The organism is Cobetia sp. L2A1, from assembly GCF_009796845.1.
Classification (GTDB): Bacteria; Pseudomonadota; Gammaproteobacteria; order Pseudomonadales; family Halomonadaceae; genus Cobetia.
In genome coordinates this window covers 1,993,416-2,018,807 of record NZ_CP047025.1, presented here as the reverse complement: position 1 = coordinate 2,018,807, position 25,392 = coordinate 1,993,416, and the positions used below count along the sequence as shown (strand labels likewise).

Below are 25,392 nucleotides of genomic sequence, written 5' to 3'. Positions count from 1 at the left end.
TTCTCGTACAGGCGCCCTGTCTGGGACACAACGCCTGCTACCCCTCACATTGGCGTCGAGCTCTAGAACTCGGGGCCGATGGAGAAGTGAACACGGTAGGCGCTGTCGTCGTCGAAAGGATGCGCAACATCGAGACGAATCGGCCCTACCGGAGAGATCCAGCGAATCCCCATGCCGGCGGCCGTCTTGAGCTCAAACTCCGAGAAGCCGTCAAAGGCATTACCGGCATCGTAGAAAGTCGCGCCCCACCAGTCACCGGTCAGACGATAATCGTACTCGAGGCTACCGGTCACCAGGGAACTACCGCCCTCATCATCACCGTCATCATCTTCCGGCGAGAGACTCTCATAGGAGTAACCACGGACACTGCTGTCGCCGCCCGCGTAGAATCGCTTCGAGCTCGGCATACCATGGAAGTTGTCGGTATCGAGGTTACCAACGCTGGCACGTGCCACGAAACGGTGATTGTCACCGATGGAACGGATCAGGTTGGTATCAAACTGGGTCCACACGAAGGTTTCGTCAGATCCCCAGGCTTCATTGCCGTATTCAACCGTCAGCTTCTGACGATCCCCCCACATCGGGAATGCCGTGGGCCGGGTACGGGTGCGCGTCCAGCTGACCCCCGGGTAGAGCAGGAAGACCTGACCGGTGTCGGAGGCGATGGTGAAGTCATCATAGCTAGCCCCCAGGTACACCTTCTGCTGCCAGCCATTGTCGAACTTCCACTCGCGCCCAAAGCGCACCGAGGTTTCATTGCTGTCCTCGTCATCGTCATCGACGATGGACACCCCGTACTCCAGCACGTAGCTGTCCTTGAGCGGATCTGCCAGCGGCATGCGGTACTCGCCTTCCAGCGTCTGCTCTGGCGATGAGAGGAACAGGCTGTTGGTCAGGCTATGTCCGTAACGGTTGAGCCAGGGCATTTCCCAGCTGAACTGCACGCGCGGGCCCACGTCGGTGGCATAGCCGATACCAGTCTCGAAGGAGTGGCGGTCCGCGGGGATCAGATTGACATCGATCGGGACGATCGCTTTATCCGTCACTGCCACCGCCGCTTCAAGCGCCTCGGTGGTCAAGATGGGCTGGTCAGAGATGGGCTGAACAAGTGCAGAATCTGTCGGGCTGGCAGAGACATCGGCACTGTCACTCCCATTGGCATCCGCAGCAACCGCCGTAGATTCCAACTGGGTATCGCCCAGCCAGCTATCCTCGAATCCAGACGCTTCATCATAGGACTTCATGACCTTGGTGTCGGGGCTGACGCCATCGACCTTGTCCGCGTCATCTTCCAGTTGAGGCTTGATACCCACCGAGCGGAACCAGCCCGCTTCGCTTAGGTTCTTGCTGAACTGGGAGATCTTGCTCGCCTCGTAATAATCGCCCTTCTGGAATGGCTGCATCGCCTTGACGCGTTCAGGCTCGATCTGACTGTTGCGGTAAGTGATGTCCCCGAAGCGATAACGCTTGCCGCTCTTCATCACCAGGTAGACCCTAGCGGACGCTTCCCAGGGGCGAACTTCGATGCGTTGCTGGGAGAACGTCGAATCGAAGTAGCCGCGCTCGAGACTCAACGACGAAAGCGTGGATTTGAGGGTGTCGTAGCGCGAATGAAGCAATGAATCGCCAACCTTGAGATCACCCTTGGCCACTGCCGCCTTCATGACCTTGTCGTCGGCTGCATCTCCCTCAAGGCGAATGACCACCTTGCGGATCACGACAGGTGAGCCGGGATCGAGAGTCACCAGTACCTCATCCTCTTCCGGATAGCTCAATACCACCTGAGCATCGTAGTACCCGAAGGCCTGCAGCGCTTCCTGGGTTTGGCGGAAGATCTCGTCTTCATATCGTTCAGCGGGGACACCCGCTTCCAGCGTCAATCCCGCCAGAAAGTTGACCACATTGGTGGCCGGCGCGCCCTTGATTCCCTTGACCTCGGCGTCTAGCGCCAATACATGGGGAGCCAACCAAAGTCCGCCACACAAGATAAGCGGCTGACACCAGCGCAGGTAGCGGCGTTCATTACCTCGTTGCCCAAACTGCAGCTTCGGCAGATTCTTGTCGCCACTCATTGAACGTCCTTTGTTGAGTGCTATATGTGAGCACTGTCCATCGTTGCCATTTGTCATGTTTCTACAACGCTCAGTTGATCGCGGGGCTTTTGGGGCATGTTATTCATGCCACGACATCCTCGTGACGATATAACGCCTCACTCAGCGCTCCAGACGTGTTACACGTTGCTGTAGCTCCGACATCTGTCCCAGCAGCGACGCCACACGGCCACTCAATTGACGTCGACTAGCTTCCAGGGAGCGAAGTTGATCACCATTACTGTCTTGCGCTTGTGCTTCCATATCCGCGCCAAATGCCGTCTGTTGACGCCTGATATCGCCCACTTGGGATTCAAGCGAGGTTTGCGCCTTGGCCAACGGCGCGACCCGCGCCTCAATCAGTCGACTGACGGCAGTATTATCCAATCCTGCGGCGGCCTTGGGCAGCGTATCCAATGTCTTACCCAGCTGCTCAAGCGAGTGTTGCTGCGAGGCAAGACGTGTCTTGAGTGTCTCGAGCTCGCGCGTCAGTTCGACCACCTCCTTGCCTGACTCACCATGTCCTGACGACAGAGTACTCAGGCGGCTGGCATGCTGCTCAACCTTACCCGCCAGTGCCCCTAACTGCACAGCAAGCGCATTGAGCTGCTGACCCACCTGTTCGTCGCTATTTTCAAGATGTGCCAGCGTATTCGACTGGCTATCGAGCCGCGTATTCAGCGCAGCCCTGCCATCACGACTCAACGACTCAATAGCACTGACCGAGCCTTGAAGCGCCGTCAGCAAGGTATCGCGATTCTCATCTGACTGACGAAGCCCCTTCACTGATGACTTGACGGTATCGAGGGCAGCAGACAGGTCAGCCATGTCATTGCCATGGACAGTCTCTCTATCGGAGAAGCGCTGATTGATTTCGGCCAGTTGCTGCTTCGCTTGGGTACGTTGATCGGCGACGTCGGCACCCAGGGTGTCGTTCGACTGGCCCACCTTGGTCAGAGCTGGCAGGACATCGGACTCCAACTGCTGAGACAGGTGGTCTATCCGCGAACGTACCTCTTCCTGCACCTTGGCGCTGCCTTGAGCACTATTGGCAAGTGAATGTTCAAGCTCTGCTACCCGAGAAGTCAGCTGATCACGCTGATCCCCTCCCGTATCCTTTAGCCCCTGAAGCTGCCATTGCTGCCAACCCACGATGCTGCCCAACACCAGAACACATAGCCATAGTGGCCAGCGTCTACCCGGACGGGGAGCCTGATGATGAGTCATCAATGCATCGTCACGGCGTGCGACCAAGGCATCAGCAGCATTGTCGTTGAGAGAAGGTTCTGAACTTTCTGGCCGCATTCTGACTCCATGGCTAGCACGTGATGATCGGTCAGGCAAAGTAGAAGGTGTGCGTCATTATTCATGAAAGACGCTCGAAGCACCTTGATAAAATATGCGATTTTTCGCACAACTGTATAAAAATACAGTACTGATTGAAAACACTACTCCACGAGTTTGCCCACCATTTGAGTCTAACAGGTGACCTCTGCCATCTCATCAGGTTCCCCAAGCCTCTTGGAATGACGCTATATGGTCATCAGTTCGCGTCGCCGTTGTACGATTGTTGACGTTATTGAGGCCTCGTAACCTTATCCGCACCGCCGTTGGCCTGTAGGTGTGTGGGTGCTATAGTGCCAGGACTGCGATACGCGCAGCCTTTGTTTTCGTAGCTATCTGGATTCACAAGGCTTTTCACGCTATTTGCACATTTCATTCGTTGTTTGATGGCGCTGAAAAGTCGTGGGGAAAGCCACAAGGTTCCTTTTTCTCGCAAGTGGCCTGACACGAGGAAAAGGAACGGCGCAGGTCTTGAAACTACTGATTCCTGCCCCCATGAAGACAGAGAAAGATCCTATTGGTGAGGAAAAGGAGCTGAGTCCCATGGCATTTGAACTTCCGGCACTGCCGTACGAAAAGAACGCACTCGAGCCGACTATCTCCGCTGAGACACTTGAGTACCATTACGGCAAGCACCATCAGGCCTACATCACCAAGCTCAACAGCCTGGTCGAAGGCACTCCAGACGCAGAAAAATCTCTGGAAGAAATCATCCAGACAGCCAAGGGCGGCCTATTCAACCAGGCAGCTCAGGTGTGGAACCACACCTTCTACTGGCATTGCCTGTCCCCGAACGGTGGTGGTGAGCCGACAGGCCCGCTGGCAGACGCTATCGTTGCCAAGTGGGGCTCAGTAGCCGACTTCAAGGAAGCCTTCAATGCTTCTGCGACCGGCAACTTCGGTTCTGGCTGGACCTGGCTGGTCAAGAACGCACAAGGCGAGCTGGATATCGTCAACACCGACGATGCTGACACCCCGATTGCCACTGCTGGCCTGACGCCGCTGCTGACCGTCGATGTGTGGGAACACGCCTACTACGTCGATTACCGCAATGCGCGCCCGAAGTATCTGGAAAGCATCTGGAACATCATCAGCTGGGACTTCGCGGCCCAGAACTTCGCGGCCTGATACTCTCTTCGAGTATTACGCCCGACTCGCGACATGCGAGAGTGATGATGTCGTAACAGATGTCAAAAAAAGCCCCGCCAATTGGCGGGGCTTTTTCATATCTGAACACTGTGTACTCGGACAGTGTTGAATCACTAGTCATCAGTGACAGTCTCAGTCCGGCGTAGCACGACGGCCAATACCACGATAGACAAGTCCTTGACTCGCCACATAGCGAGGGTCATAGATATTCCGACCATCGAGTATCAAACTCGCGCCAAGCGTGCGCTTGAGACGCTGCCAATCAGGATTCCAGTAGCACTTCCATTCAGTCACCAGCATCAGCGCATCCGCACCTTCCAGTGCGTCATACATATTGCCGTCCACCAGTTCCAGTAACGGATGAGCACCACAGGCCTCACCGAGAGCGGACAATGCTGCAGGGTCATGTACACGCACTTTCACACCTTGTGCCCACAATGCTGCAAGCAACGTCAGCACCGGCGCGTGATCTATTCTTGCGGTACCAGGCTTGAACGCTGCCCCCCAGATCGCCACCGTGCGCCCTCGCAACTCACCATCGAAGTGCTGCCATAGCTTGCGGAACAGCGTCTCTTTCTTGGCTTCATTGATGTCGAGTACATGCTCAAGCAACATCGACTCACGTCCCGTCTGATGCTGAACATCTGCCAGACGCATGAGGTCACGTGAGAAATTGGGGCCTCCAAAACCACAGCCGGGATATAGATAGCCGAAGCCGATACGCGGATCAGCCCCCATCCCCTGACGGACATACTCCACATCGACACCGAGAGAGTCCGACAAGCCCGCAACTTCGTTCATGTAGCTGATACGCGTCGCCAGCATGCCATTGATGGCGAGCTTCGTCAGTTCCGCCGCACGCCGCGGCATGATCTGAAAGACATCTTCACGACGATTGAAGGCGCGCAGCAGCTCCTGTACTCGCTGCGTGGCTACCCGAGATTCACTGCCGAGCAACCAGCGTGCCGGTCGCTCGAACGTCTCCAGCGAGCGACCCTCTTCGAGCATATCAGGCAACGCGACCGCATATTGATCGTCACGCGGCAACAGAGACTCAAAACGTTCAGTCGTCCCCACTGGGAAGGTCGAGTTATTGATCAGCACTATCGGCTCATCCAATAAGTTCACCACCTGGGCAATACGCTCCAGCGCACTTTCACGCTGGTCCGGCGCTACGGCGACCCAATGAATATCGATCCGGCGCAGCGCATCGAGGCTACTGACGAGAGTGAGATCTCCTCGCTCGATATGGCGATCCAGACGCTCTCGCAGACCCGGCTCACTGTTGAGCCAGGCAACGTGATTCAGCGACGTCCAATCCATGTCTTCGTGTGGCCACCACCACACATGATGACCCACACTTGCCAGAGCGGCGCTGGCGGTTGCCGCTGCCAGTTCGCTTCCGTGCACCAGCACCTGCATGGCTTATTTCTCCTGATAACGAGCTAGTAGCTCGCGGAAGCCTTCACCGAACTTCGGGTGACGCTTGGCGAAAGAGATAGTGGCTTCGAGATAGCCCAGTTGATGACCACAATCGTAGGTATCACCCGCCATACGATAGGCCGCAACAGCCTTGTCGTCGCGCAGCGCATCAATGGCGTCTGTCAGCTGGATTTCACCACCAGCACCCGGCGGAGTCTGCTCAAGCAATTCAAAGATACGCCCCGGTAGCAGATAGCGACCGATGACCGCCAGGGTCGAAGGTTCAGTGCCCGGCGCAGGTTTCTCGACCATCCCGGTAATCAAGGCAGACTTACCGGCCTCTGGTGCTTCGCCGTCGATGGCGACGATGCCATACTTGTATGCCATCTCCTGCGGGACATTCTCCACCATGATCTGCGCAGCGCCTGTCGCTTCATAGGCTTCCATCATGCGCGTCAGATCATTCTTCTCAAGACCTTCACCATCCACGACCACATCTGGCAGCATCACAATGAACGGCTCGTCTCCCACGATAGACTTGGCACACAGCACTGCGTGTCCGAGACCCAGCGGCTCTGGCTGACGCACACTGATGATCTTGACGTCATCAGGAATGATATTGCGCAGTTCTTCCAGAAGCTCAAACTTGCCCTTGGCTTCCAGAGTCGTTTCGAGTTCAAAGTGCTTGTCGAAGTGGTTCTCGATGGCATTCTTGCTGGAATGCGTCACCAGCACGATTTCCTTGATACCCGCCGCAACCGCTTCTTCAACCACATACTGGATCACCGGCTTGTCGACAATGGTGATCATTTCCTTGGGGATAGCCTTGGAGGCCGGGAGGCAGCGAGTCCCGAGGCCGGCAACCGGCAGAACAGCCTTGCGTATCATGAAGCATCTTCCTTGTGTCTGTGTCATGGCAAACGTCTGTAAAACAGCATTGCCGAGTAACTGCCATCGATATTATTCGATGACCATCCCTAAACATAGGCAGGGATTATGCCAGTTTGACGATGGAGTGAGAAATCCCTTCACCACGGGGCAGTTTCATCATACTCGTTACGCGAAGAGCTGCCATACACCGTATCAGCCACGCATGGCTCGCCCTAACAGGGCAGCTATACTGTCGTTGTCAGGCGACTCCACAACACCGTGCTCGGTCACGATAGCATCAATATACCCGTGCGGCGTGACATCGAAGACAGGATTGAAGACATCAATCTCGTCGGGAGCTATCTTGCGATTTCCGGCCTGACGCAGTTCAGAAGCATCGCGCGTCTCAATGGGAATGTCATCACCACTGGCGAGCGTGGCATCGAAGGTCGCCAAGGGCGCGACCACCATGACCTTGACGCCATGTGCACGCGCTTGGACCGCGAGCGAGAAGGTACCGATCTTGTTGGCGGTATCACCATTGGCGGCAATCCGGTCGGCCCCTACAATTAACCAGCGCACGCCATCCGGTGACTGTGCCCCTTGATGCATAATCAGTGAGGCGGCACCTTCCACCGCCAATCGTGCAGGAATCTTTTCCTGCACCAGCTCCCATGCAGTCAGTCGAGATCCCTGCCACCAGGGACGCGTTTCGTTCACATGTACACGCGTGATGAGACCTTGAGCATACGCGGTGCGGATGACGCCTAGCGCCGTGCCATGACCGCCGGTTGCCAGTGCGCCGGTATTGCAGTGCGTCATCACTTCACATTGGGTAACGCCGTCAACCAGAGAGGCCGCAATCACCTGCGCGCCAAATTCGGCCATGCGCAGGTTATCTTCCAAATCCTGTTCATGAATGCGTTTCGCCTCGCGCAGCAAGGCATCATAAGGCACAGCGGCACTCGAGCCATGTGCCTTGATCACGTCACGCATACGTCCCAATGCCCAGAACAGATTGACTGCGGTAGGTCGTGAAGCAGCGAGAACATCACAAGCCGCGGCCAGGCGTGCTTGCCAGTCACTCGTCTCACGCAAGGAAACCGCAGCCTCAAGCACGACGCCATACGCAGCGGCAATACCAATAGCCGGCGCACCCCTCACTACCATGTCGGTGATCGCATCGGCAACGCCCTGCGCATTCTCAAGCAAGACTTCCCGTATTTCTCCGGGCAAAAGCCGCTGATCAAGCAATGCCAACCTGACAATGTCGCTTTCATCATCATTCAGACGCGTTGACTGGCTTACCCAGCGAATTGGAATCAGGCTCATGACCACTCCCTGTTGATGCACATAATGGTGGGAATGCACCGATATCATTCCTGACAGATGCATACCGCTGACAACGCAAGACACCGTTGCAACGAGTTTTTTCCCCATACCGCTGACCCGCGACGACTGGCGGATTAGAATGGAGGGATCGTGCCCGAGCGTAGCGCGCCTGTACAGGCCCAACACGCTCAACATGCAGCACTTCCGTGACGGTAAGGATCCGATGATGAGTCATAGCGACGCCAAGCAAAACGCCAACGCCACTGCCCCGGACTACCTGGGGAATGTTGATGTCGGTGAGATTGCCAAGTTTTCCGCACTGGCCAGCCGCTGGTGGGACCGCGACAGTGAATTCAAACCGCTACATGACATCAACCCTCTACGCGTTGATTATATCGACACCCATGCGGGCCTGGCGGGCAAGAAGGTCATTGATGTAGGGTGCGGCGGCGGCATCCTGTCTGAAGCCATGGCGCACCGTGGCGCCATGGTCACCGGAATTGATATGGGCGAAGCCCCATTGTCCGTCGCCCGCCTTCATCAGTTGGAATCCGGCGTAGAAGTTGATTATCGCCAGACAACGGCGGAAGCTGTCGCAGAAGAAATGGCTGGTCAGTTCGATGTCGTGACCTGTCTCGAAATGCTCGAGCATGTACCAGACCCCTCTTCGGTCATCGCGGCATGCGCGCGCTTGGTAAAACCCGGTGGCAAGGTCTTCTTCTCGACCATCAACCGTAATCCCAAAGCCTATACCTTTGCCATTATGGGCGCTGAGTATCTACTCAAAATGCTGCCCCGCGGTACGCACGAATACAGCAAGTTCATTCGTCCATCCGAGCTTGGCAACTGGGCGCGCAGTGCAGGCCTCAAGATGGAAGGCAGTACCGGGATGACCTACAACCCGCTGACCAGGAAGTATCGCCTCAACCCGGAAGACCTTTCGGTTAATTATCTGATGCATACGCGGCGCCCGACAGCAGAAGAATTGGCATGAGTCATCACACCGCACTGCCTCGCCCGGCAGCATTGATCTTTGATCTGGACGGTACTCTTGTCGATACCGCACCAGACCTTGCACGGGCAACGAATGAACTACGCCAGTATCATGGGCTGCCACCACTTGACTACGACATCATTCGTGCCGAAGTCTCGCACGGTGGAAGTGCGCTGGTCATGCTGGCACTGGGGTATGATCTCGATCACCCACTCCACGGTCAGGAGCGTACGCGCCTGCTTGATTTCTATGCGCGTGATGTGGCGGCCGAAAGTATGCTTTTCCCCGGCTATGATGTCCTGATTGAGGCATGCCAACGGACCTCGTTGCCGTGGGGGATCGTCACCAATAAACCCCGCCAGTTTGCCGTCCCCTTGATCGAAGCGCTCCAACTGACGCCGGGCTGCCTGCTGTGCGCCGATGACTTGCCTGTCAAGAAGCCACACCCAGACCCTCTCTGGGAGGCAGCACGGCGCTTGAATGTAGAAGCTTCTGAATGCTGGTATCTGGGCGATCACGATCGTGACATGCAGGCTGCACGGGCCGCTGGCATGTTAGCCGTAGCAGTACGTTATGGCTACGTGCGGGTAGGAGATGATGTGGACGCCTGGCCAGCCGACATATGGTTTGATACCTCAGAGGAAGTGGTCAACGCCGCTCTGAGAGCGACAGGATTGAACTGAAACAGCCACGACCAATACCAACGCTCTGACAATGAAATGCGCCGCTGGCAACTGCCGACGGCGCATTTTACTGAGGGAATGACAACTTTCAGACAACGCCCAAGAGCCTCTGAGATACCTCAAACTTTAGGCGGTTGTGCATCGAACATCTTACCGGTGTGCCCACGGCTTTCAGGACCTATCAACCACAGGTATGTCGGAATAATATCAGCCGGTGTCCGCAGTGTTTGCGGATCTTCCGCAGGAAATGCCGACTTGCGCATCGCGGTACGCGTACCGCCGGGATTGAGCGTGTTGACACGCACCTGACTGGTATTTTCCAACTCCTGAGCCAACATCTGGGAAAATCCTTCTGTCGCAAACTTGGAGACGCTATAGGCCCCCCAAAAGGCGCGCCCCTTACGACCAACGCTTGAGCTGGTCAATACCACAGAGGCATCACTGGAAGCCTTCAGCAATGGTAATAGTGCTTGTACCATCCAGATGGGTCCATTGATATTCACCTGCATGACCTGCTCCCACAATGCAGGATCATATTGCTCAAAAGGCGTGATCTTGCCCAACAGACTCGCGTTATGCAGCACACCATCGAGCCGGCCAAATTCCTTATCCAGTGTTTCTGCCATCTGCTGATAATCTTTCAGTGTGGCACCTTCGAAATTAAGCGGATAGATGGCTGGTTGCGGGGCACCTAACGACTCAATGACATCATATACCTCTTCCAACTTGGCAATGGTTCTGCCCAGCAATATCACCGTGGCACCGTGACGCGCATATTCAATTGCTGCTTCACGCCCAATGCCTGATCCCGCACCCGTTACGAGAATGACACGCCCTTTCAGCAAATCTTCGCGTGCCTGATAGTCGATCTTGCATTCTGCCATGGGGATATCCCTTACTGGACGCTTGGCTCGTGCAACACGAAGTCACACGTACAAGCGGATGTCGTGAATCATGACATGTGAGCACATGTCAGAACGCATAAAGCCCGTCTTGCTAGAATAACGGATTATTCTAGCAAGACGGGCTTTATGAAATACATTCTGGCTTACCCACCAGAGGCGAGGAAGTCCTTGGCCATAGTGCCGGCCTTGCTGTCCGGATACTGCTTTACCAGTGTCTGAAGCAACGTACGACTTTCCTGCGCTTTACCTTGGCGCGCCTTGACCAGGCCCAGCTTGTACATCGCATCCGGCACCTTGCTGGATTGAGAGTACTCACTGATCACGGTATCAAAGGCCTGTGCAGAGGAATCCAATTGATTCTTGGCGGAATACAACTCTCCTAGCCAGTAATGCGCATTGGCGGCGAGATTGGAATCACCATGATCAACCACGAAAGCTTCAAAGGCGACAATGGCACCGTCAAAGTCTCTGGATTGAACCTTGGCAAACGCATTCTCATAATCTTTCTGGGCATCGCCATTACTGGCTACGCTGCTACCAGTACTCGCGCTACCACTGACCGCTGAAGCGGCCTGTGCATCGACGACCTGACCGTTCTCACCGGCAGAATCTCCACCAGAGACTCGCTGTTCAAGATCCAGATATCGTTGCTGTGACATCTCGGTCATACGTTTGAACTGATATTCCAATTCATCAACTCGACCACGAAGCCGTGCAATTTCCTGTACCTGTTCATCGAGCTGGTTGAGAAGGGTCAGGGTGCCGCCACCACTCATATGAGTATTGGCCTGCTGATAGAGGGAGTTTGACTGTGCGGTAAGATCCTCGACCGCGGGTGCGGCCATAACGGATAACGGGAGCAACAAGGCTCCCGCACCGCACAACCATTTCAGGCTGTGTTTCATGCTGTCGGCTCCGCCGAATCATCATGGTATCGCGTGATCAGGCCCGAGAATCAAGGAAACCTTTTTGCTCGGGCCTGCTCAACACAAGTTCCTAGCATCTCTACCACATACTAAATGTGGACAGAGAGAATGCCGAACTTAGTAGTCGAAGACCACACGACGGTTCTTGGCGTAGGAAGATTCGCCATGGCCCTGAACGGCCGGACGCTCTTCACCGTAGGACACGATTTCGATCTGTGACGGAGAAACACCCTGAACCGTCAGGAAGCGTGCGATGGACTTGGCACGACGCTCGCCCAGGCCCAGGTTGTATTCACGAGTACCGCGCTCATCAGCGTGGCCTTCCAGAACGACGTTGGAGCCAGTATTGGCTTTCAGGTACTGAGCGTGACCCATCAGGACGCTTTCAAACTCAGGACGAATGGTGTCCTTGTTGAATGCGAAGTAAATGGTACGAACGCTAGGCATGGCCGCGTCGCTCATCTGATTGCTGCTGGTGTTGGCGCCAGAGTTCATGCCAGCAGTGTTGGCACCGCTGTTAGCGGAATCCATGTCGCCGTCTTGAGCGCCGCCGCTGCTGGAACAACCAGCCATCACGCTGAGGGACAGGGCAATCAACAGGCCTTTTGCATACGGGGTGAACTGCATTGTAAAGCTCCTTGCTCTAATGGGTACGAATGCCAAGCCTTTATTTGTGGCTCGGGTGCATTCTAGTGGTTTAGTTCAGGTAGGGCGACCACGCAGGTTCACGTACGTCTCCCTGAGGTGACGGCAGGGCAAATTGTGCCCTTCCGTCTGCCGACACTTCGCCCAGGACCCCTCGGGTTCCTTGCTGAGTGGCATATATCACCATAGTGCCATTGGGTGCAACACTTGGTGATTCATCCCACTGAGTATCAGTCAGGGATGTCACCCGGCCGGTCTTCAGATCCTGCTTGGCAACCTGATAACCATTGCCTGAGCGGTTGATCATGAATAGGGTTTCTCCATCAGGTGTCAAGCGCCCGCGAGAGTTGTAATTGCCAGTAAATGTCAGGCGCTCAGTGCCACCGGACAAATCAAGGCGATAGATCTGAGGCGATCCTGCACGATCCGACGTGAATACCATACCGCTACCATCTGGCAGCCAATCCGGTTCAGTGTCGATGGCAGGATTATCGGTCAGCCGCTTGAATTGACGACTGGCAATATCCATCACGTAAATTTCAGGCTGGCCATCTTTGGAGAGAGCCATCGCAAGCTTACGACCATCCGGCGACCAGGCCGGTGCACCATTGATGCCCTGAAAACCAGTCAGTTTGGCACGACGCCCACTGCCCAGCTCCTGCACATAGATGGCAGGACGTTCAGACTCGAAACTCACATACGCCAACTTCTTGCCATCCGGCGACCAGGCCGGCGACATGATCGGTTCGTCAGATGCGAGAATCTCTTGGCTATTATGGCCATCAGAGTCGGCAACATACAGCGCAAAGCGGATATTGTCACCCACTCCATTCGCGGTAATGTATGCGATTTTCGTAGAAAAAGCACCGCGAATTCCAGTAATTTCTTCAAAAACTTCATCGCTGATGTAATGGCCGCGAGCACGCAACTCACCGTTGCTTCCAGTGATGACTTCACCCAGCATTCGCTTGTTGCCCAACACGTCCATCAACTCATATTGGATGCTATAGCCGCCATTGCTGGCAGATTTTACCTGGCCGACAACGATATAGCTGGCACCAAGACGCTTCCAGTCATTGACAAAGACATCCTGAGTTGTCCCTGGCAACGCGACGAGATTATCGCGCTTGATCGGCTCAAACTGGCCGCTACGCGCAAGATCATCTGAGACGATGCGTGCTAAATCCTGCGGCAAGCTGCCACCGGTCAGATTTTCAAACGGCACAATTGCAATCGGCGTGGCGCTGTCATTGCCTTTCGTAATTTCAATGGTCAGGTCAGCTCTTGCCATGCCAGTTACCACCAGCAGAGCGGCCGCCATCATCCATGTCGTCAATCGTCTCATCGGCCCAGGTCCTCTGGATTGAAGTACAGGTCAAAGTTCCGGAATTTGCTTCTCGCGCCCGAAGGCAGCTGCTGCAACTCCGTAAACGGGGCGGCTTTTTGCACCGCTTGAATCGCAGAGCGATCAAAGACGGCATCACCACTACTCTTTTTCACTGCCGCCGACACAAGCTCACCCGTCGGTAACAATGAAACCCGAAGCGTTACCGTCTTACCAGGCATGGTACCCGATGGACGACTCCAATTCTGGCCGACATATTTCTTGACCAGATCAACGAAGCCATTGGCAGCTTGAGCAGCCTGCTTGGCACCACTGATTGCATCGCTTTCATTATCGATAAGGCTGTCGAGCGAACCAGCGGAAGCCTGTGCCGCCTTGTCAGCCAGCGCCTTCTTGCGTGCGGCTTCTGCAGCAGATTTCTTGCGTGATTCTTCAGCAGCCTTTTCCTTGGCAGCCTTGTCCTTGGCGGCTTTTTCGGCAGCAGCCTTGGCAGCTTTATCCTTTTCTGCTTTTTCGGCTGCGGCTTTAGCCTTGGCAGCCTTCTCGGCATCGGCCTTCTTGGCTTCAGCATCGGCCTTGGCTTCAGCAGCCTTGTCAGCCTCTGCTTTCTTGCGCGCCTCTTCAGCAGCCTTTTCCTTGCTAGCCTTTGCGGCTTTATCAGCCTCAGCCTTTTCCTTGCTAGCCTTTGCGGCTTTATCAGCCTCAGCCTTTTCCTTGCTAGCCTTTGCGGCTTTATCAGCCTCAGCCTTTTTCAACGCGTCGGCTTTAGCCTGCTTTTCAACCTCAGCCTTCTTCCGGTCGAGAGCAATCGCCTTGGCCTCTTCTGCACGACGCGCAGCATCGGCTTTTGCAGTTTCAGCAGCAGCTTTTTGCTCAGCTTTCAATTGAGCCGCCGCTTTGGCCTGCTCGGCCGCTTTCTCCTGCGCCGCTGTCTTGGCTTGATCAGCTGCTTTTTCCTGTTGCGCCTTCAGCGCTAAAGACTTCTCTTGCGCTGCATTTTTTTGCTGCTCGGCGGCACGCTCGGCTTGTTTGGACGCTTCTTCTTTCGCACTTTGCTGTTCATCGGCCTCTTCGGCCGCATCACGCGCTTTGCTAGCCTTGGCCTGCTGCGCTTGATTGGTTGTGGTTTCAGTACTTACCAGTGTGGCATTCACGATGGTATTGCTGGTCTGTTCTGGCTCAGATTCAGGCCAACTCACCAGTGTCAGCACCAGAATGACAAGATGCAGGCCCACTGCCAGTATGACGGGCAAGCCATAACCTACCCGCTGTTCAGTTTCTGGCTGACTCATGCATCAGCCCTCATTCGGTGGTTCTGAAATCAGCCCGACATTGGGTACACCTGCGCCCTGAAGCGTGCTCATCAGCCCCATGACATCTCCATAAGGCGCCGTTTTGGCGCCCTTGACCAGCACTGGCGTCTTCGGCTTTTCAGCCACAATCGCGGCGACCTTGCTGCCTAGTTCATCCAGTGCCACTGGGGAACGTTTGTCTTCATCAGACCCCATGTCGATGTAGTAGTTACCACGATCATCCAGAGAGACGATCAGTGGCGTGACATCATCCGGATTATCGATGGGTTTGGAGGTCACCTTGGGAAGTTCAACCTGTACACCCTGCGTCATCATGGGCGCAGTGATCATGAAGATGACCAACAGTACCAGCATGACATCGATGAAGGGCACCACATTGATTTCGGAGGACAGCTTACGCTTGTGTCCTCTGCTATACGGTCCTTTCATTGTCTATCTCCCCTCAAGCGTCGTTGCCGCCACGGCTGTGCAGATTACGATGCAGAATGGAGTGGAGTTCTTCTGCGAAGTCCTCGTAACGCCCCAAGAGCTGATCAGCCCGTGTAGCAAGGCGGTTATAGAAGATGACCGCAGGAATTGCAGCGAAAAGACCCATCGCTGTCGCCACCAGCGCTTCTGCAATCCAGGGTGCCACTGTCGTGAGTGTCGCTTGCTGGGCAGTTCCCAACGCCTGGAAAGACCCCATGATGCCCCACACCGTCCCGAACAGACCCACATAAGGGCTGACTGAACTAACTGTCGCCAGGAACGGCAAACTGATATTAAGCCTTTCTTCCTCACGTGACAGCGTGACACGCATACTGCGCTGCACGCCGTCCATCACGGCCTGTGCATCATCTGACTTCGGCTTGAGTCGGCTATATTCTCGAAAACCTGCACGGAATACGCCAGCGGCACCGGGAGTTGCCTCTTCATCACTGGGTAATTCACGATAAAGATGATTCAGATCAACACCCGACCAGAAGCGCTTTTCAAACGCAGTGTAAGCTTTCTTGGCGCGCGACAATGCCATACCACGTTGGAAAATCAGCACCCAGGAAACAATGGAAGCTACCAACAGCAGCACCATGACTACCTGAACCACCAGACTGGCGTTCACGAACAGCGAAATGATCGACATCGAATCTTCCACGGAATTCCCTCTTTACTTGGTTCAGTTAGTGCCGCTGACTTTCAGCGACACCCTTAAAAATTGGCTGAAACACACGCCTCGCACTATCGAGCCTTGCATCCCGAACTTTATTCAGACATCAAGTGCGCTCAGCAATTCCACTGGCCAGCGACGCGGTCTGAACGAGACGGCATCAACACAGGCAATGATCACCTCTGCCTCACACAGTAGCGCGTCTTCTCTGAATGCCTGCTGTTGAAAGTTCAGACGCGCGCCACGCAGCTCGCCTGCTGAGGCGGTCACCGTTAGCAGATCATCTAAATACGCCGGACGAAGATAACGACTTGTGACACTGTGCACTACCAGTTGAATCCCTTTTTCGAGCAACGCTTGCTGAGAGAAGCCTCTCTCACGCAACCATTCACTGCGCGCACGCTCCATGAAGCGAAGATAGTTCACGTAGTAGACGATGCCGCCGGCATCAGTATCCTCGATATAGACGCGCACAATGTGGCGAAAACATGGAGCATGACGGACTAACGACATTTCCTCGTCATTGGATGTCATGACGCATCATATCCGTCCGGCGGCAAGCGCGACTGATCTTCACGAGGCGTGATGCCAAAATGAAGATAAGCAGAGCGCGTTACCAGCCGTCCACGCGCTGTGCGCATCATGAAACCCTGCTGAATCAGGTACGGCTCAAATACATCTTCGATGGTGTCACGCTCTTCACCGATGGCCGCTGCGAGAGAGTCAACACCTACCGGCCCACCATCAAATTTCTCTATCATGGCGAGCAGCAAACGGCGGTCCATATTGTCCAACCCGTGACTGTCGACATTGAGCATATTGAGCGCTTTGTCGGCCACTTCAAGTGTCAAACGACCGTCAGAACGCACTTCAGCGAAGTCACGCACACGCCTGAGTAGACGATTCGCAATACGCGGCGTACCCCGTGATCTACGCGCAATCTCAAGCGCACCGTCCATCTCGACTTCCATTCCCGATAGCATGGCGCTGCGTGCCACAATGCTGGTCAGTGACTCGATGTCGTAAAACTCAAGACGCTGAACGATGCCAAAGCGATCTCTCAATGGCGCCGTCAACAAGCCAGCTCGAGTCGTCGCACCCACTAACGTGAATCGTGGCAGCTCCAGCTTGATCGAACGCGCAGCGGGGCCCTCACCAATCATGATATCAAGTTGATAATCCTCCATCGCGGGATACAGCACTTCCTCGACTGCCGGTGATAGGCGGTGGATCTCGTCGATGAAAAGCACATCACCTTCTTGAAGGTTGGTCAGCATGGCAGCCAGATCCCCTGCCCGTTCCAGTACTGGCCCGGAGGTCGATTTGATATCGACTCCCATCTCACTTGCAATAATGTGCGCCAGCGTTGTCTTGCCAAGCCCAGGCGGTCCGAATACCAAGGTATGGTCCAGACTATCGCTACGCTTTCGGGCTGCGCTGATGAATATCTCCATCTGTTCACGCACCACCGGCTGCCCGATGTACTCACTCAGTGTACGCGGGCGATTGGCACGATCTACCCGCTCTTCCGGGTCATGCGTCGCTGCGGAGATCAGTCGGTCCGACTCCATCATGATGCTTGCTCAACTCCTGGTGACCCATGTGGCATGCATAGGACAGTGGCGAGAGGCGGATAGCAGGAAGCGTGCAACGATCTTGCGCTTTAACGTTGGAGCGCGCACTTTCTACCTCAGATACCCACCATCCCCTAGTCAATAAATCCAATCACATCGTCTGCTTTTTCAAAGCAAGACTATCAGCCGCGTGATCCGTGGCTTAGCTAGCCATTTTGCGTACCAGTGCGGCCTTGATCAGAGCCTCGGTAGAGGCACCTGATTCAAGCCCGGACAGCATCTTGGCGGCTTCGACGGGCTTGTATCCCAGTGACACAAGCGCGGCTTCTGCGTCCGCCAGTGGGTGTGTGATGGGAGGTTGCGGCTGCGAAGCGCGCTCCATCTCGCTCAGGCCATCATCCATTGGCACCGTCCAATGCTTGAGGCGGTCACGCATTTCAATGATCAGACGATCAGCCGTTTTTTTACCGACTCCCGGCAAGCGTGTCAGGGCACGACTATCTTCATCATGAATACAGCGAATGAAATCGCCCTGCTCCATCCCTGAAAGAATGGCGAGTGCCAAGCGCGGGCCGACACCGGAAATCTTGATCAGCTCACGAAATAGACGTCGCTCTGGCTCCTTGCCAAAGCCATACAGCAACTGAGCATCCTCACGCACCACCAGGTGCGTGTACAGCTGGCAGTCCTGGCCCACCGGCGGCAGTCCCAACAAGGTATTCATCGAGGCTTCAAGCTCGTACCCCACACCGTGCACATCAAGCACCAGATGAGGGGGCTGCTTTTCAAGCAGTTGTCCGGTCAGACGTCCAATCATGTTTCAGGCAGTCCTTTTCGGCAGTGATGTGTGCTGGATGTGTTTCCCAGGTGAAGTCACTGCTCTGATGATGACATTGCGGGCAAGCCTACCAAAGATGAGACGCAGGCGGCATGTCCGAGTGTTACGACGAATTTGTCGCACGATCATGACAGTCAGTAGCAACATTCTCTGCTGATGCTTCGTCAACATCGGCTAAACAAGCGACGCAATTCTCTGTGCGTCATCACGACAGAATGTTCACAACTAACTGAAAATTAGCATTTATTCAGCACAATATCGTATTTATACCTGGCAGGTACATTACTTGTCTGGCTCAAATCCACGCCAACTACTACTGCGTCGTATGCGTGAGCCCTTTCGATTGCCAGTGGCACCCAAGCCAAGCGCATCCAATTGAGCACTACTTGGCGTAAGACGGCGACGCGCAAAACAATGTGTCAGGGCAATTGCCAATGCATCTGCAGCATCGGCTTGCGGCGTGGCCGACAGTTTCAGCGTATGGGTCACCATGTGTTGGACTTGCAGCTTGTCTGCCGCACCAGAACCCGTCACTGCCTGCTTTATCTGCCTGGGGCCATACTCGGAAACAGGCAGACCATGATTGGCAGCACAGACAATGGCGGCTCCTCTCGCCTGTCCTAACTTGAGAGCAGAGTCTGCATTTTTTGACATGAAGACCTGCTCAATGGCGAACTCAGCCGGACGATGCATTGCAATCACTTCACTGATACCGGCGTAGATTTGCGCGAGGCGCTGATCCAGGCTGACCTGTGACATCCGTATGCACCCACTATCCACATAACGTGGCTGCACGCCAGACACGTCCAGCACGCCATAACCGGTCAGGCGAGAACCGGGGTCAATTCCAAGAATGATCATGCGGCACTCTCATCAGTCGGAGTCACTTGAATCTACCGCAGTTGCACACAGCATCTTTCCAACAACTGTTCATATAACCAGCCACCATGCCATAAAAAAGACGGTGCGACACCGTTATCCCGGCATTCTTTGCCAAGGCTCAGTATCACACCGTCTTAAGGCCCTAAGACCCAGAGGTGCCACTAATTAGTCAAATTGACACTCTGACTCCGTTCGCGGCACCACACGACAGACCTTAAAACCCTAGGCCTGGCCGTCTTCTTCTACCTTGGCTTTCTGGCGCAGACGAATGTTCAGCTCCTTGAGCTGCTCACCACTTACCTCGCCGGGAGCGTCAGTCATCATGCAACCGGCGCTCTGAGTTTTCGGGAAGGCAATGACTTCACGAATGGTCTTGGCGCCAGTCATCAACATGACCAGACGATCGAGACCGAAGGCCAGACCACCGTGGGGCGGCGCGCCAAACTTCAAGGCGTCGAGCAGGAAGCCAAACTTCTCTTCCGCTTCTTCTTCGCCGATACCCAATACTTCGAACACGGTACGCTGCATGGCCTGGTCGTGAATACGGATGGAACCACCACCCAATTCGGTACCATTGATGACCATGTCGTAAGCGCGTGACAGCGCCGCTTCCGGATTGGCCTTGAGCTCTTCTGGGCTACAGGACGGCGCGGTGAACGGGTGATGCAACGCACTCAGGCGACCGTTGGCATCGGCTTCAAACATCGGGAAGTCAATGACCCACAGTGGCGCCCACTCACAGGTATAGAGGTTGAGATCTTCACCCAGCTTGACGCGCAGCGCGCCGATCGCTTCGGCAACGATGTTGGACTTGTCGGCACCGAAGAACACGATGTCGCCATCGACGGCGCCACAGCGGTCCAGCACTTCATCAACCACGTCTTCCATGAACTTGACGATCGGCGATTGCAGACCCTCGATGCCCTTGGCGCGCTCGTTGACCTTGATCCATGCCAGGCCCTTGGCGCCGTAGATGCTAACGAACTTGGTGTAGGCATCGATTTCCTTGCGCGACAGGCTAGCACCGCCCGGAACACGCAGCGCCGCGACGCGGCCCTTGTCATCCTTGGCCGGACCGGAGAAGACCTTGAAGTCCACACTGCTCATCAGGTCATCAACATCGACCAGTTCCAGCGGAATACGCAGGTCCGGCTTGTCAGAACCGAAGCGCTGAATGGCTTCAGAGTACGGCATGGTCGGGAACTTGCCGAAATCGACACCCAGCACTTCCTTGTAGAGGCCACTGATCATGGTCTCGGTCATGCCCATGATGTCCTGCTCGTCGACAAAGCTGGCTTCAAGGTCAATTTGGGTAAATTCCGGCTGACGATCGGCACGCAGATCTTCATCACGGAAACACTTGGCAATCTGGTAGTAACGGTCAACGCCCGCGACCATAAGTAGCTGCTTGAACAGCTGCGGAGACTGTGGCAAAGCAAAGAAGTTGCCAGCATAGGTCCGGCTCGGCACCAGATAGTCACGTGCGCCTTCCGGAGTGGCACGCGTCAGAATCGGTGTCTCGATATCGAGGAAGCCAAGCGCTTCAAGCTGGGCACGCACACTGTGGGTAATGCGTGAACGCAGACGCAACTTCTCAATCATGTCGGGACGACGCAGATCGATATAGCGATACTTGAGGCGAACTTCCTCACCGACCTTGTTGTGATCGTCAAGCTGGAACGGCGGAGTCTGTGCAGTGTTGAGCACCTCGACATCCTTGGCCAGCACTTCAATCATGCCTGTCGGCATATTCGGATTCTGGGTGCCTTCAGGACGCATGCGAATGCGGCCCTTGATACGCAGAACATACTCGCTACGCACTTTGTCGGCAGTGGCAAAGGCATCGACAGTATCAGGATCGACAACGATCTGGGCGATGCCATCACGGTCGCGCATGTCGAGGAAGATGACGCCACCGTGGTCGCGACGGCGGTGCACCCACCCGCACAGAGTGACATCCTGATCGATCAGGGTCTCGTTCAGTTTGCCGCAATAGTGGCTGCGCATGTTGTTTCCTTGTTGCTCAAATTCGTGATCGATACGCGTGCTGCGTACCTGTCTCAGAGGGCCTGCCGCTGGCAATGACGCACTGTAATTGTGAAAACTGACTTCCATCACTGGCTTTCAGGAAGTGCTGTCACGAGGTGCTGTCGTTACCACCGGCCAGATTCTTCTTGTTGCCGGACTTGAAATCCGTCTCGTACCAGCCACTTCCCGCGAGACGGAATCCGGCGGCAGAAATCAGCTTCTCGAGCTGATCTGCCTTGCATTCCGGGCACTCCGTCAGTGGTGCAGCGCTGATTTTCTGCAACTTGTCCATCCGATGGCCACAGGCCTTGCAGTGGTATTCATAGATCGGCATGGTTTTTTCTTTCCTGAAATAGGGCGTAAAGCTGCATAGGCAGTCCACACACCATGACAAAGTTATGCCTTGCGGCGTACCTTGAGCCTACCGCGCCGTAAATGCCCTAATGCCACGACATTCACAGGCGATGTCTCTAGCACACGTACAATAAGGCCAGCTGAACGGCTTTCAAGTCAAAGCGAAAGGGGCACATTATAGCGTGCTCGGCCCCGTGCGGGGCAACACCCTCAGACAATCCTCCACATGGCATTGTCTGTCAGGGCTATTATCGACGGTAGCCTGCTACCTCACCTAGCCACGAGGAACACGATGTCTGATCAAAATCACACTTCCCAGTTAGCTTCTACTCCGCCTTACCACCAGGCGTCCTCAACGCCTCAAGCGGTAATGCTCGATGCAGCCTCACTGGGCGATGGCATGGACTTCAGCCAGTTGCAGGCAGGCGTGAATGGATTGGTCTGCCATGGAGCGACTCAGCCCGAGGAAGTGGTTGAACGGCTGACGGGCGTACCTATCGTGCTGGTGAACAAGGTACGTCTGGAAGCACATCATCTGGCGCAGTTGCCAGATCTGAAATTGATTGCCGTCATGGCGACAGGCACCAATAACGTAGATATTGCAGCGGCCAAGGCACAGGGTATACGCGTGATGAACGTCAATGCCTATGGCACAGCGTCTGTGGCCCAACATACATGGATGCTACTGCTAGCACTGGCAGGACGCCTGGCCGGCTATCAGGCAGATGTTGCAGAAGGTGACTGGCAACGTAGTGCCACGTTCTGCCTGATGCATCGTCCCGTGACACAGCTGGCCGGTAAACATCTTGTCATTGTCGGCAAGGGCGAGCTAGGCAGTGCTGTCGGGAAATTAGGCGAAGCCTTCGGGATGCGAGTGACCTTTGCTGCCCGCCCCGGCAGTGAGCCAACGGCACAGCGGCCCAGTTTCACTAGCCTGCTACCTGAAGCAGATGCCATCAGCCTGCATTGCCCATTGACTCCCGAAACCCAGCACCTGATTGACGAGGCCGCGCTATCCCGATTGAAGCCCGGCGCCTTGTTGGTCAATTGTGCGCGTGGCGGAATCATTGATGAGTCCGCCGCCCTTAAAGCCCTTGAGTCAGGTCAGCTGGGAGGCCTTGCGGTGGATAGCCTACCGACAGAACCCCCGCAGGACGGCCATGTACTGCTGTCAGCATTGGAAGATATGCGCCACGACCAGAACAAGGTACTAAACCTAATCGTCACGCCACACAACGCATGGATTAGCCAGGAAGCCCGGCAGAACATGCTAGATCTGAGCCTTGCCAATATCGAGACGTTTTTACGCGACACGACATTGAGCGAGAACCACACGCAAGAGAAGTGAGCCAGGCAATAACGCTACAACGCCACCCCGGCAGGCTAACGCCACATGAATAGTACGCCTCAGTATCTGCGAGGATGAGGCGTGCTATTCGTAAGCCAAGTCATCACAAAAGGTCACTGGTTGACTGGCGCAACGCCTGAAACATCTCTATAGAAGTCCCGGCCGTAATCGTGGATTCTGATCCAGACGAATATGCATACCAGCAGCCTTGAGTGGGTGCCTTTCAGCATCCCATGATACGACGCGACCTCGAGAGCTAAGCAACACCCAACAGATTAGGTCACTGTCGCCTTCTGTTTCCTCACGCGACATCACTGACTCCTCGGCAGCCAATGCTGCGTGTACTGTCTCGGCGCCACCGCTGATCGCTCCGTTATTCGCCACCCCCATATCTTCAATGTATTGCAGATCTTCCTCTTTCGGGGCACGCATTCGATACTGGCATTCAAAGCTTTCGCCAAAGGTAGTGAACACCTTATGCCTCAGCATGTGCACTGCTTCAAGGTCTTCTGGGTGTATCAGACGATCAAAATCGGCCTCACGCATGACTAGCGGCTCATGGCCACTGGCCCCCAGCATCTTCCAGAGATTCGGATGAACACGAATGACGTGCTCAGGAATATCCATCTCCCACAGACTATCGCCGCTGGCTTCCAAGGAATCCAATAGCCGCCGTTCACTGGCCTGCAATTCCGTCTGTGTCTGCCGCAAACGGCGATACATTTCTTCTGCAGTGCTGTTTGCCTCATCCAGTTCGACAATGCCACTGGCCCCTGCTGACTCGACCTCTGCCCCCATGCCGATACGATGTAAACGGTCGCGCAACTCTGACAGCGGCACCGAGAGTCGACGGCTGATATGGTGAGTGCGCCAGCTCATCAGAATAAAGAAGCTTAAATAAAACAGGATCAGTCCACCGACCAACGCCATGCCGACCAACTGAAAGTTGCGCCCAATCTCGGCCGTGCGCGAAAACACGGCGTCTTCTGCCACCATGCTCAGCATGATCCAGTCATTACTTTCCAAGCGCTCCCACGCCACTTTATAGGGAGCCCCCTCCACCATGACACTACCTGAGCCACGGCGTTGTGCCAGTATCTGCGCAGCGAGCGGTGCGAAAACGTCGTGTTTCTCAAGCTCGAGTTGTGCTGGACGGATGATATCCTCTTCCAGCATCTCTCCCATATCGGGTCGCTCGATTGGCATCAATGACAGTAGGTTTTCGCCTCGCTGAGGCACTGCCAATGAACGCCCATACTTATCAAATAGTATGGCGAATCCACTCCAGGGCAACTCCATCGCCAGTATCTGATTAACGATGACATCCAGCGTCATGTCGACCCCGGCGACACCAAGAAAACGATCCTCTGCATAAAAAGGTGTCACCGCCGAGGTCATCCAACCATTTCCGGCAGGATCTTCATAAACGTCCGTCCAGATCGTCCTACGCGCAGGATTCTCATCAGGCGCAGCCCGATAGAAAAAAGAAAAATTACGACAATCATGATCGGCCGGTACGAGCTCCGCCAGGTCCACGTAGGGGTAGATACGCACATAACAATCGGCCAAGGTCGTGAACGTCTGCACTACCGAAGAATGCGATGACACGATATTGCGCATGATCGGGTCTATACCCGTCATTCTCAACGCCAAGGGGATGTCATGCGTTGACAGCGGCAGGCGCGGGTAATAACCACTGGCCTGGTCTCCATTATTGCCTTGTGTCGCCCATACTCCATTCAGATGCGCAGTGTGACGCGCACGCTCAGAAGGCGCGATGACAGCATCCTCATCCAGCGCGATATCGCTTGCCTGTAAAGCCATGCTGCTCGACAGATTCTGCACATGCTCCAATTGGCGACCAAGCGATTTTGCTTCTCGTAATATCGCCAGGTTAAGTTCACTACTGGACTGAGCCTGAAGATAACTTAGATTGGCATCCCGAATTTCGTCGTTCGACAGGAAATACACAGCAACCAGTGCTGTCTCTACCAGCAATAACGGGATCATGGTACTGGTAAAGAGCGCGCGCCAAACCCACTTCTTGATCGTGATAGCGGAACGTGTCGGAGCCTGCATGGGCAATATCCTGAGTCCTGCTGTGATATTGGAAGTATGCACTTCCCTTGCGTTCTGGAAGGCTACTGGCTTCAACGCTGAAACATGACCAACAGGTCAGACCTTGGTAACAGGACTGGGGACAGGC

Annotated in this window: 23 protein-coding genes; 4 read left to right on the top strand and 19 right to left on the bottom strand. The window is 55.1% G+C overall.

Going from position 1 to position 25,392, the window contains the following annotated elements:
* Positions 1-62: 62 nt before the first annotated feature.
* Complete coding sequence (gene tamA, locus GQR90_RS08795) at positions 63-2,072, bottom strand: autotransporter assembly complex protein TamA (RefSeq protein WP_158773774.1); 2,010 nt, start codon at positions 2,070-2,072, stop codon at positions 63-65.
* Positions 2,073-2,213: 141 nt separating this feature from the next.
* Positions 2,214-3,395 carry a hypothetical protein gene (locus tag GQR90_RS08790; protein ID WP_158773773.1) on the bottom strand — a complete coding sequence of 394 codons (1,182 nt, stop codon included), beginning with the start codon at positions 3,393-3,395 and terminating at the stop codon, positions 2,214-2,216.
* A gap of 582 nt (positions 3,396-3,977) precedes the next feature.
* Here GQR90_RS08790 and GQR90_RS08785 point away from each other — a divergent pair.
* Complete coding sequence (locus tag GQR90_RS08785; protein ID WP_158773772.1) at positions 3,978-4,562, top strand: superoxide dismutase; 585 nt, start codon at positions 3,978-3,980, stop codon at positions 4,560-4,562.
* A 153-nt stretch (positions 4,563-4,715) separates the two neighbouring features.
* On the opposite strand, the gene GQR90_RS08780 is transcribed toward GQR90_RS08785, so the two are convergent.
* The 3 genes from GQR90_RS08780 to mtnA all read right to left on the bottom strand — a co-directional run bounded on the left by GQR90_RS08780 (position 4,716) and on the right by mtnA (position 8,207).
* Complete coding sequence (locus GQR90_RS08780; protein WP_158773771.1) at positions 4,716-6,005, bottom strand: nucleotide sugar dehydrogenase; 1,290 nt, start codon at positions 6,003-6,005, stop codon at positions 4,716-4,718.
* 3 nt (positions 6,006-6,008) lie between these two features.
* Positions 6,009-6,893: a UTP--glucose-1-phosphate uridylyltransferase GalU gene (gene galU / locus GQR90_RS08775; RefSeq protein WP_158773770.1), complete on the bottom strand. Its 885-nt coding sequence runs from the start codon at positions 6,891-6,893 to the stop codon at positions 6,009-6,011.
* Positions 6,894-7,088: 195 nt separating this feature from the next.
* Complete coding sequence (mtnA, locus tag GQR90_RS08770; RefSeq protein WP_158773769.1) at positions 7,089-8,207, bottom strand: S-methyl-5-thioribose-1-phosphate isomerase; 1,119 nt, start codon at positions 8,205-8,207, stop codon at positions 7,089-7,091.
* A 226-nt stretch (positions 8,208-8,433) separates the two neighbouring features.
* Between mtnA and ubiG the strand changes: the two genes are divergently transcribed.
* Together ubiG and GQR90_RS08760 are read left to right on the top strand one after the other, a co-directional pair.
* Positions 8,434-9,201 carry a bifunctional 2-polyprenyl-6-hydroxyphenol methylase/3-demethylubiquinol 3-O-methyltransferase UbiG gene (ubiG, locus tag GQR90_RS08765; RefSeq protein WP_199269506.1) on the top strand — a complete coding sequence of 256 codons (768 nt, stop codon included), beginning with the start codon at positions 8,434-8,436 and terminating at the stop codon, positions 9,199-9,201.
* On the top strand, positions 9,198-9,884 hold the full coding sequence (locus GQR90_RS08760; RefSeq protein WP_158773768.1) for an HAD-IA family hydrolase: 687 nt from the start codon (positions 9,198-9,200) through the stop codon (positions 9,882-9,884). The genes ubiG and GQR90_RS08760 overlap by 4 nt, the downstream gene beginning before the upstream one ends.
* 119 nt (positions 9,885-10,003) lie before the next feature.
* Here GQR90_RS08760 and GQR90_RS08755 read toward each other — a convergent pair whose 3' ends face one another.
* The 13 genes from GQR90_RS08755 to GQR90_RS08695 form a co-directional block, all read right to left on the bottom strand.
* A complete protein-coding gene (locus GQR90_RS08755; RefSeq protein ID WP_158773767.1) occupies positions 10,004-10,768 on the bottom strand; it encodes a YciK family oxidoreductase in 765 nt (254 codons plus the stop codon).
* A gap of 164 nt (positions 10,769-10,932) precedes the next feature.
* On the bottom strand, positions 10,933-11,694 hold the full coding sequence (gene ybgF / locus GQR90_RS08750; protein ID WP_158773766.1) for a tol-pal system protein YbgF: 762 nt from the start codon (positions 11,692-11,694) through the stop codon (positions 10,933-10,935).
* Between the two features lie 138 nt (positions 11,695-11,832).
* Entirely contained in the window at positions 11,833-12,342 is a 510-nt protein-coding gene (gene pal / locus GQR90_RS08745; RefSeq protein WP_158773765.1) for a peptidoglycan-associated lipoprotein Pal, read from the bottom strand.
* Positions 12,343-12,412: 70 nt separating this feature from the next.
* Complete coding sequence (gene tolB, locus GQR90_RS08740; RefSeq protein ID WP_158773764.1) at positions 12,413-13,705, bottom strand: Tol-Pal system beta propeller repeat protein TolB; 1,293 nt, start codon at positions 13,703-13,705, stop codon at positions 12,413-12,415.
* On the bottom strand, positions 13,702-14,997 hold the full coding sequence (tolA, locus tag GQR90_RS08735; protein ID WP_158773763.1) for a cell envelope integrity protein TolA: 1,296 nt from the start codon (positions 14,995-14,997) through the stop codon (positions 13,702-13,704). The genes tolB and tolA overlap by 4 nt, the downstream gene beginning before the upstream one ends.
* 3 nt (positions 14,998-15,000) lie before the next feature.
* Complete coding sequence (gene tolR / locus GQR90_RS08730) at positions 15,001-15,447, bottom strand: protein TolR (protein WP_158773762.1); 447 nt, start codon at positions 15,445-15,447, stop codon at positions 15,001-15,003.
* Between the two features lie 13 nt (positions 15,448-15,460).
* Positions 15,461-16,138: a protein TolQ gene (gene tolQ, locus GQR90_RS08725; RefSeq protein WP_158773761.1), complete on the bottom strand. Its 678-nt coding sequence runs from the start codon at positions 16,136-16,138 to the stop codon at positions 15,461-15,463.
* Positions 16,139-16,261: 123 nt separating this feature from the next.
* The gene (ybgC, locus tag GQR90_RS08720; RefSeq protein WP_233266497.1) at positions 16,262-16,696 is read right to left on the bottom strand and encodes a tol-pal system-associated acyl-CoA thioesterase; all 435 of its coding nucleotides are present in this window, start codon (positions 16,694-16,696) and stop codon (positions 16,262-16,264) included.
* Positions 16,693-17,736, bottom strand: coding sequence for a Holliday junction branch migration DNA helicase RuvB (gene ruvB, locus GQR90_RS08715; protein WP_158773760.1), 1,044 nt, complete (start codon positions 17,734-17,736; stop codon positions 16,693-16,695). The genes ybgC and ruvB overlap by 4 nt, the downstream gene beginning before the upstream one ends.
* Positions 17,737-17,938: 202 nt before the next feature.
* A complete protein-coding gene (ruvA, locus tag GQR90_RS08710; RefSeq protein WP_158773759.1) occupies positions 17,939-18,553 on the bottom strand; it encodes a Holliday junction branch migration protein RuvA in 615 nt (204 codons plus the stop codon).
* 303 nt (positions 18,554-18,856) lie between these two features.
* On the bottom strand, positions 18,857-19,435 hold the full coding sequence (gene ruvC / locus GQR90_RS08705) for a crossover junction endodeoxyribonuclease RuvC (RefSeq protein WP_158773758.1): 579 nt from the start codon (positions 19,433-19,435) through the stop codon (positions 18,857-18,859).
* Between the two features lie 243 nt (positions 19,436-19,678).
* Entirely contained in the window at positions 19,679-21,463 is a 1,785-nt protein-coding gene (aspS, locus tag GQR90_RS08700; protein WP_158773757.1) for an aspartate--tRNA ligase, read from the bottom strand.
* A 130-nt stretch (positions 21,464-21,593) separates the two neighbouring features.
* Positions 21,594-21,818, bottom strand: a complete 225-nt coding sequence (locus GQR90_RS08695; protein ID WP_158773756.1) for an FmdB family zinc ribbon protein — start codon at positions 21,816-21,818, stop codon at positions 21,594-21,596.
* Positions 21,819-22,130: 312 nt separating this feature from the next.
* Between GQR90_RS08695 and GQR90_RS08690 the strand changes: the two genes are divergently transcribed.
* Positions 22,131-23,186, top strand: a complete 1,056-nt coding sequence (locus GQR90_RS08690; RefSeq protein WP_158773755.1) for a D-2-hydroxyacid dehydrogenase — start codon at positions 22,131-22,133, stop codon at positions 23,184-23,186.
* 147 nt (positions 23,187-23,333) lie between these two features.
* On the opposite strand, the gene GQR90_RS08685 is transcribed toward GQR90_RS08690, so the two are convergent.
* A complete protein-coding gene (locus tag GQR90_RS08685; RefSeq protein ID WP_158773754.1) occupies positions 23,334-25,265 on the bottom strand; it encodes a PDC sensor domain-containing protein in 1,932 nt (643 codons plus the stop codon).
* Positions 25,266-25,392: the final 127 nt, after the last annotated feature.